Below are 7914 nucleotides of genomic sequence, written 5' to 3' on the forward strand. Positions count from 1 at the left end.
CGACAACATCTCGATCAACGTGAGCCTGATTGCGCCGATTGCGATGGAAGAAGGCCTGCGCTTTGCCATCCGTGAAGGCGGCCGCACCGTGGGCGCTGGCGTCGTGGCCAAGATCATCAAGTAGTTTTGCTGTACAATGGTGGGCTTTTCTGGCCCACCATGCATTTTTCACGGGGTATGGCAACATGCCTCGCAGGGTTTACAGGGGTATAGCTCAATTGGCAGAGCGTCGGTCTCCAAAACCGAAGGTTGAGGGTTCGATTCCTTCTGCCCCTGCCACCGTTCTTTTCATCGCCTGTGCGATGCCCAACCGAGATCATGTCGCAGCAAAACATAGAAACCGTCAGCCATGCCGCCGATCGCGTGAAGCTCGGCCTGGCCGTGCTTGTCTTGCTGGCAGGCATCGTCGCCTACTCCGTGCTGGTCGAAGAGCCCACCTGGGTCCGCATCGGGGCCTTTGTCACCGGCCTGATACTGGCGGCCCTCATTGCGGCGTTCAGTGATACCGGGCGGCGTACCCTGGCCTTCGGGCGCGAAGCCTACAACGAAACGCGCCGCGTCATCTGGCCTTCGCGCAATGAAGCCACGCGCATGACCGCCATCGTCTTCGCCTTCGTGGTCGCCATGGGCCTGCTGCTGTGGCTGGCCGACAAGCTTCTGGGCTGGGTCATCTATGGCCTGCTGCTGGGCTGGAACTGAAGGACAACGCATGAGCAAGCGCTGGTATGTCGTCCATGTCTATTCGGGCATGGAAAAAAGCGTACACAAGGCCCTGGTCGAGCGCATCGATCGGGCCGGCCTGCAAGAGGCCTTCGGCCGCATTCTGGTGCCATCCGAAGAAGTGGTCGAAATCAAGGATGGCCGCAAATCCATTTCCGAACGGCGCATCTTTCCGGGCTATGTGCTCATCGAAATGGATCTCACCGATGAAACCTGGCACCTGGTCAAGAGCACCAACCGCGTGACGGGCTTTCTCGGCGGCTCGGGCAATCGGCCGGCGCCCATCTCCGACCGCGAGGTCGACAAGATCCTGTCGCAAATGGAAGAGGGCGTCGAAAAGCCACGCCCCAAGGTGCTCTTCGAAGTGGGCGAAGCCGTGCGTGTCAAGGAAGGCCCATTTGCCGATTTCAACGGCATGGTCGAAGACGTCAACTACGAGAAAAGCAAGGTTCGCGTGTCGGTGACCATTTTCGGTCGTGCCACACCCGTCGAACTCGATTTCAGTCAGGTCGAGAAGGCCTGACGCAACCAACCGGGGAGCCCCTGCACTGGCAGGGGCGCTTGGACCCGACAGGAGCTTTGAATGGCGAAGAAAATCGTCGGCTTCATCAAGCTGCAAGTGCCAGCTGGCAAAGCCAATCCATCCCCCCCGATCGGGCCGGCGCTCGGTCAGCGTGGGCTGAACATCATGGAATTCTGCAAGGCCTTCAATGCCCGGACACAGGGCATGGAGCCGGGTCTGCCGATCCCGGTGGTGATCACGGCGTTTGCCGACAAGAGCTTCACCTTCATCATGAAGACGCCGCCGGCCACCATCCTGAGCAAGAAGGCAGCCAGCATCCAGAAGGGCTCGGCCACGCCGAACTCGGCCAAGGTCGGTTCGCTCACGCGCGCCCAGGCCGAAGAAATTGCCCGTGCGAAAGAGCCTGACCTCACCGCAGCCGATCTGGATGCCGCCGTGCGTACGGTGGCCGGTACCGCCCGCAGCATGGGCATCGACGTCGAAGGGGTGATCTGACATGGCCCGACTCAGCAAACGTGCAGCTGCCGTTGCAGCCAGGATCGATCGCAACCGGCTCTATCCGGTGGCCGAGGCGCTGGCCCTGGTCAAGGAAACCGCGACGGCCAAATTCAATGAATCCATCGATGTCGCCGTGCAACTGGGCATCGATCCGCGCAAGTCCGACCAGCTCGTGCGCGGCTCGGTCGTCTTGCCGGCCGGTACCGGCAAGTCCGTGCGGGTTGCCGTGTTCGCCCAGGGCGAAAAGGCCGATGCAGCCCGCGCGGCGGGGGCCGACATCGTGGGCCTCGATGATCTCGCGGCCAGCATCAAGGCGGGCAATATCGATTTCGATGTGGTCATTGCATCGCCCGATACCATGCGGGTGGTGGGTGCCCTGGGTCAGGTCCTGGGCCCTCGCGGCCTGATGCCCAACCCCAAGGTGGGTACGGTCACCCCCGATGTCGCCACGGCCGTCAAGAACGCCAAGGCCGGGCAGATCCAGTATCGCACCGACAAGGCCGGCATCATTCATGCCACCATAGGCCGCGCCTCCTTCGAGGGCGAGCAGCTGCAGACCAATCTGGCTGCGCTGATCGATGCGCTCAACAAGGCGCGCCCGACGGCGGCCAAAGGGGTGTATCTGCGCAAGGTCGCCGTCTCCTCCACCATGGGGGGCGGGGTCCGTGTCGAGGTGGCCAGTCTGACAGCCTGATGCTGTCCAAGGAACTTTGGGCCATGCCCGGGCGCAATCCCGGGCATCGCTGTCAAAGACCGCTGGAGCCCGAGCCTGTCTCGGCAGGTCAGGGCTTAATCCCGTGAAGCATGCGGATCCAGCGCAGACGGCGCCCAGGAAGAATTCATTCGTGAACTCGACCAGGTGCGCCGCATTCGGTCGATGTCCGGCAATCAGGCCGGGCATCACTAGATGGAGTGTTCAACCATGAGTCTCAATCGCCAGGAAAAGGCGGTCGTCATCGAGGAAATCTCGGCCGAACTCGGTCGGGCCCATTCGGTGGTGGTCGCCGAGTATCGTGGTCTGGATGTCGCCTCCGTCACCGTATTGCGCAAAACTGCGCGAGAGTCGGGTGTGTATCTGCGTGTTCTCAAGAACACGCTGGTACGCCGCGCGCTGTCCGGCACGCCCTTCGAGGGTCTGTCCGGGCAGCTCGCCGGTCCGCTGATGTATGCCATCAGCCCGGATCCGGTGGCGGCGGCCAAGGTGCTTGCCGAATTCGCCAAGACCAATGAAAAACTGGTCATCACAGGCGGGGCCCTGCCCAACAGCCTGCTGACGTCCGATGGTGTGAAGGCTTTGGCCACCATGCCGTCGCGCGACGAATTGCTCTCCAGGCTGCTGGGCACCATGCAGGCGCCCATCGCCCAGTTCGTGCGTACGCTCAACGAAGTGCCCACCAAGTTCGTGCGCGGCCTGGCCGCCGTGCGCGATCAGAAACAGGCTGCCTAGGCAGCCTGGGGTTCACGTGACCAGCGACCATCCAACCTGGTTCAATCAATTTTCCGGAGTTCATCCAAATGGCTACCAAAGCTGAAATCCTCGATGCAATCGCCGCCATGAGCGTGCTCGAGCTGTCCGAACTGATCACTGAAATGGAAGAAAAGTTCGGCGTATCCGCGGCTGCTGCCGCTGTTGCCGTGGCCGCTGCGCCTGCTGCCGGTGCAGCAGCCGCGGCCGCCGAAGAGCAGACCGAATTCACCGTGTTCCTTGCTGAAATCGGTGCCAACAAGGTCAGCGTCATCAAGGCCGTGCGTGAAATCACGGGCCTGGGCCTGAAAGAGGCCAAGGACCTGGTCGATGGCGCGCCCAAGGCCGTCAAGGAAGGGGTCGACAAGGCCGCTGCCGAAGAAGCCCAGAAGAAGCTCGAAGACGCTGGCGCCAAGGTCGAGCTCAAGTAAGACCGCAAGCCCGCGCCCGGAGAGCCCGAAAAGCCTCTCCGGGCTTTTGCGTTTCTCGAAAACCTGTTGTTGGCGGCGCTGCCAGCCGGGTTTTCAAGAGTCGCAAGCCGTACCGCAGGCGTTGTGCACCGGTTCATGGATGCACCCTTCGCGAGCGGCGATTCTGTCCCTGGCCGTGGATGACGGCCAAGCAACCTCGAATCGGAGTGCTCATGCCCTATTCGTACACCGAAAAGAAGCGCATTCGCAAAACCTTCGCCAAGCGTGAAGACGTACAAGACGTCCCCTATCTGCTGGCGACCCAACTGGAATCTTACCGGACTTTCCTGCAATCGGACGTCAGCCCGTCCAGACGGGCGGAAGAAGGTCTGCAGGCGGCCTTCAATTCGATATTTCCCATCGTCAGCCATAACCAGATGGCGCGCCTGGAGTTTGTCAGCTACATGCTCGGCACCCCGGTGTTCGATGTAAAAGAGTGCCAGCAACGCGGCCTGACCTACGCATCGCCGCTGCGCGCCAAGGTGCGCCTGGTGCTCATGGACCGCGAGGTCAGCAAGCCCACCATCAAAGAGGTCAAGGAACAGGAAGTATACATGGGCGAGATGCCGCTCATGACCGACAATGGCTCTTTCGTCATCAACGGGACCGAGCGCGTCATCGTTTCGCAGTTGCACCGCTCGCCGGGCGTGTTCTTCGAGCATGACCGCGGCAAGACCCACAGTTCGGGCAAGCTGCTGTTCTCGGCACGGGTGATCCCGTATCGCGGCTCCTGGCTCGATTTCGAGTTCGATCCCAAGGACATCCTGTTCTTTCGCATCGACCGGCGCCGCAAGATGCCCGTCACCATTCTGCTCAAAGCCATCGGCATGAGCGTCGAGGCCATCCTGGCCTTTTTCTCGCAATTCGATCACATCGAGCTGCTGCCCGAAGGCGGGCGCCTCGAGTTCGTGCCCGAGCGCTGGAAGGGCGAGGTCGCCCGGTTCGATATTGCCGACCACAAGGGGGCGGTCATCGTCGAGAAGGACAAGCGCATCAATGCGCGTCATTTGCGCGATCTGGACCAGGCCGGCGTGCACCATATCTCCGTGCCCGAAGACTACCTCATCGGCCGGGTGCTGGCGCGCAACATCGTGCACCCGGAAACCGGCGAGGTTCTGGCGCTGGCCAACGACGAGATCACCGAGACCCTGCTGGCCGAAATGCGCGAAGCCGGCATTCGCGACATCGAAACCCTGTATGTCAACGAACTCAGTGAAGGGGCGTACATTTCGCAGACCCTGCGCACCGACGAGACCGCGGACCAGATGGCCGCGCGCGTGGCCATCTACCGCATGATGCGCCCGGGCGAGCCGCCCACCGAAGAAGCCGTCGAAGCGCTGTTCCAGCGTCTGTTCTATTCCGAAGATTCTTACGACCTGTCGCGCGTCGGGCGCATGAAGGTCAACAGCCGGCTGGGCCGTGACGAGGGCAACGCCGGCCCGCTCACGCTGACCGACGATGACATTCTGGCGACCATCAAGGTGCTGGTCGAACTGCGCAACGGCCGCGGCCAGATCGATGATATCGACCACCTGGGCAATCGCCGGGTGCGTTGCGTGGGCGAGCTTGCCGAAAACCAGTTCCGTGCCGGTCTGGTGCGCGTCGAACGCGCCGTCAAGGAACGCCTCAGCCAGGCCGAGTCCGAGAACCTGATGCCGCACGACCTGATCAACTCGAAACCGATCTCGGCGGCCATCAAGGAATTCTTCGGCTCCAGCCAGTTGTCGCAGTTCATGGATCAGACCAACCCGCTGTCCGAAATCACCCACAAGCGGCGCGTCTCGGCCCTGGGGCCGGGCGGCCTGACGCGCGAGCGCGCAGGCTTCGAGGTGCGCGACGTGCATCCTACCCACTACGGCCGGGTCTGCCCCATCGAGACGCCTGAAGGGCCCAACATCGGCCTCATCAACTCATTGGCCCTGTATGCGCGCCTGAACGAATACGGCTTTCTCGAAACGCCGTATCGCCGCATCATCGATGGCCGGGTGTCCGACCAGATCGAATACCTGTCGGCCATCGAAGAAAGCAAGTACGTGATTGCCCAGGCCAACGCCCATCTGGATGAGGAAGGGCGCTTTACCGACGACCTGGTCGCCTGTCGCGAGGCGGGTGAAACCCTGCTCACGGCGCCCGAGAACATCCAGTACATGGACGTGGCGCCTTCGCAGATCGTCTCGGTGGCGGCTTCGTTGATCCCGTTTCTCGAGCACGATGACGCCAACCGCGCCCTGATGGGGGCCAACATGCAGCGCCAGGCCGTGCCCTGTCTGCGCCCCGAGAAGCCCCTGGTGGGCACCGGCATCGAGCGCACGGTGGCGGTCGACTCGGGCACGACCGTACAGGCACGGCGCGGTGGCGTGGTCGATTTCGTGGATGCCGACCGGGTGGTGATCCGCGTCAATGACGACGAAAATGTGGCAGGCGAAGTCGGGGTGGACATCTACAACCTGAAAAAATACACCCGCTCGAACCAGAATACCAACATCAACCAGCGGCCCATCGTCTCGCGCGGCGACCGCGTCGCCCGCGGCGATGTGCTGGCCGATGGCGCATCCAGCGACCTGGGCGAACTCGCCCTGGGTCAGAACATGCTGATCGCCTTCATGCCCTGGAACGGTTACAATTTTGAGGATTCGGTTCTCATTTCCGAGCGCATCGTGGCCGATGACCGCTACACCTCGATCCACATCGAGGAACTCACCGTGGTGGCCCGCGACACCAAGCTGGGTGCCGAGGAAATCACGCGCGACATCTCCAACCTGGCCGAAACCCAGCTCAACCGGCTGGATGACTCCGGCATCGTGCACATCGGCGCTGAAGTGCGCGCCGATGACGTGCTGGTGGGCAAGGTGACGCCCAAGGGCGAAACCCAGCTGACCCCCGAAGAAAAGCTGTTGCGCGCCATCTTTGGCGAGAAGGCGTCCGACGTCAAGGACACCTCCCTGCGCGTGCCCTCGGGCATGACGGGCACGGTGATCGACGTCCAGGTCTTCACGCGCGAAGGCATCGAACGCGACAAGCGCGCCCAGTCCATCATCGACGACGAACTGCGGCGCTTTCGCCAGGATCTCGATGACCAGCTGCGCATCGTCGAGAACGATGCCTTCGACCGGCTGCGCAAGACGCTGGCCGGCAAGGTCGTCAATGGCGGGCCGCGCAAGCTGGCCAAGGGCACCGAGCTCACGGCCGAGTATCTCGACAGCCTGGACCGGTGGCAGTGGTTCGACATTCGTCTGGCCGACGAAGACGCGGCCATCGCGCTCGAGCAGGTCAAGGACGCGCTCGAGCAGAAACGCCACCAGTTCGATCTGGCTTTCGAAGAAAAGCGCAAGAAGCTCACCCAGGGCGACGAGTTGCCGCCCGGCGTGCTCAAGATGATCAAGGTCTACCTGGCGGTCAAGCGGCGCCTGCAGCCGGGCGACAAGATGGCTGGCCGGCATGGCAACAAAGGCGTGGTCTCGCGCATCATTCCGGTCGAGGACATGCCGCACATGGCCGATGGCACCCCTGTGGACATCGTACTCAACCCCTTGGGCGTGCCTTCGCGCATGAACATCGGCCAGGTGCTCGAAGTGCACCTGGGCTGGGCGGCCAAGGGCCTGGGTCGCCGGGTCGCGCAGATGCTCGATGACGAGCGCGGGGTGCAGGTCAAGCAGGTCCGGGCCATGCTGCAGGGGCTGTACGGGGCCTGTGGCGGCTCGGTGCGGCTCGACAGCCTGACCGACGACGAGGTCACCGCCCTGGCGCAGAACCTGCGCGACGGGGTGCCGCTGGCCACGCCGGTGTTCGACGGCGCCACCGAAGAAGACATCACGCACATGCTCGAACTCGCCTATCCCGACGCGAACGCCGACGAACTGCGCCTCACCAGCGGCCGCACCCAGGCCTGGCTGACCGACGGGCGTACGGGCGATCTGTTCGAGCGGCCCGTCACCGTGGGCTACATGCACTTCCTCAAGCTGCATCACCTGGTCGATGACAAGATGCACGCCCGTTCGACCGGCCCGTACTCCCTGGTGACCCAGCAGCCGCTGGGCGGCAAGGCGCAGTTTGGCGGCCAGCGCTTCGGCGAGATGGAAGTCTGGGCGCTCGAGGCCTATGGCGCGGCCTACACCCTGCAGGAGATGCTCACCGTCAAGTCCGATGACATCACCGGCCGCACCAAGGTGTACGAAAACATCGTCAAGGGGGATCACGTGATCGATGCCGGCATGCCCGAATCGTTCAACGTGCTGGTC

7 protein-coding genes, 1 tRNA gene and 1 pseudogene are annotated in these 7914 nt (G+C 62.9%); all 9 read left to right on the forward strand.

What is annotated here, in order from left to right:
* A pseudogene (locus WCY17_RS14135) lies at positions 1 to 124 on the forward strand (elongation factor Tu); the annotation flags it as partial.
* A 79-nt stretch (positions 125 to 203) separates the two neighbouring features.
* Positions 204 to 279, forward strand: a tRNA-Trp gene (locus WCY17_RS14140).
* Between the two features lie 39 nt (positions 280 to 318).
* The gene (gene secE, locus WCY17_RS14145; RefSeq protein ID WP_372702830.1) at positions 319 to 699 is read left to right on the forward strand and encodes a preprotein translocase subunit SecE; all 381 of its coding nucleotides are present in this window, start codon (positions 319 to 321) and stop codon (positions 697 to 699) included.
* A gap of 10 nt (positions 700 to 709) precedes the next feature.
* Positions 710 to 1243, forward strand: a complete 534-nt coding sequence (nusG, locus tag WCY17_RS14150; protein ID WP_372702831.1) for a transcription termination/antitermination protein NusG — start codon at positions 710 to 712, stop codon at positions 1241 to 1243.
* Positions 1244 to 1303: 60 nt separating this feature from the next.
* Entirely contained in the window at positions 1304 to 1738 is a 435-nt protein-coding gene (gene rplK / locus WCY17_RS14155; protein ID WP_372702832.1) for a 50S ribosomal protein L11, read from the forward strand.
* A gap of 1 nt (position 1739) precedes the next feature.
* The gene (rplA, locus tag WCY17_RS14160; protein ID WP_372702833.1) at positions 1740 to 2435 is read left to right on the forward strand and encodes a 50S ribosomal protein L1; all 696 of its coding nucleotides are present in this window, start codon (positions 1740 to 1742) and stop codon (positions 2433 to 2435) included.
* A 228-nt stretch (positions 2436 to 2663) separates the two neighbouring features.
* Positions 2664 to 3188 (forward strand): 50S ribosomal protein L10, encoded by a 525-nt coding sequence (gene rplJ / locus WCY17_RS14165; RefSeq protein ID WP_372702834.1) that lies wholly within the window; start codon positions 2664 to 2666, stop codon positions 3186 to 3188.
* Between the two features lie 68 nt (positions 3189 to 3256).
* On the forward strand, positions 3257 to 3637 hold the full coding sequence (gene rplL, locus WCY17_RS14170; protein ID WP_372702835.1) for a 50S ribosomal protein L7/L12: 381 nt from the start codon (positions 3257 to 3259) through the stop codon (positions 3635 to 3637).
* 212 nt (positions 3638 to 3849) lie between these two features.
* The coding region (gene rpoB / locus WCY17_RS14175; protein ID WP_372702836.1) for a DNA-directed RNA polymerase subunit beta at positions 3850 to 7914 on the forward strand (4065 nt) is incomplete at its 3' end.

Origin of the sequence: Castellaniella sp., assembly GCF_041677825.1 — a bacterium.
In the GTDB taxonomy this organism is placed as follows: Bacteria; Pseudomonadota; Gammaproteobacteria; order Burkholderiales; family Burkholderiaceae_B; genus Castellaniella.

Coding starts and splice junctions, on each gene's coding strand:
- rplK (WP_372702832.1), top strand. CDS start 1,304: ATGGCGAAGAAAATCGTCGGCTTCATCAAGCTGCAAGTGCCAGCTGGC.
- rplJ (WP_372702834.1), top strand. CDS start 2,664: ATGAGTCTCAATCGCCAGGAAAAGGCGGTCGTCATCGAGGAAATCTCG.
- rplA (WP_372702833.1), top strand. CDS start 1,740: ATGGCCCGACTCAGCAAACGTGCAGCTGCCGTTGCAGCCAGGATCGAT.
- secE (WP_372702830.1), top strand. CDS start 319: ATGTCGCAGCAAAACATAGAAACCGTCAGCCATGCCGCCGATCGCGTG.
- rplL (WP_372702835.1), top strand. CDS start 3,257: ATGGCTACCAAAGCTGAAATCCTCGATGCAATCGCCGCCATGAGCGTG.
- nusG (WP_372702831.1), top strand. CDS start 710: ATGAGCAAGCGCTGGTATGTCGTCCATGTCTATTCGGGCATGGAAAAA.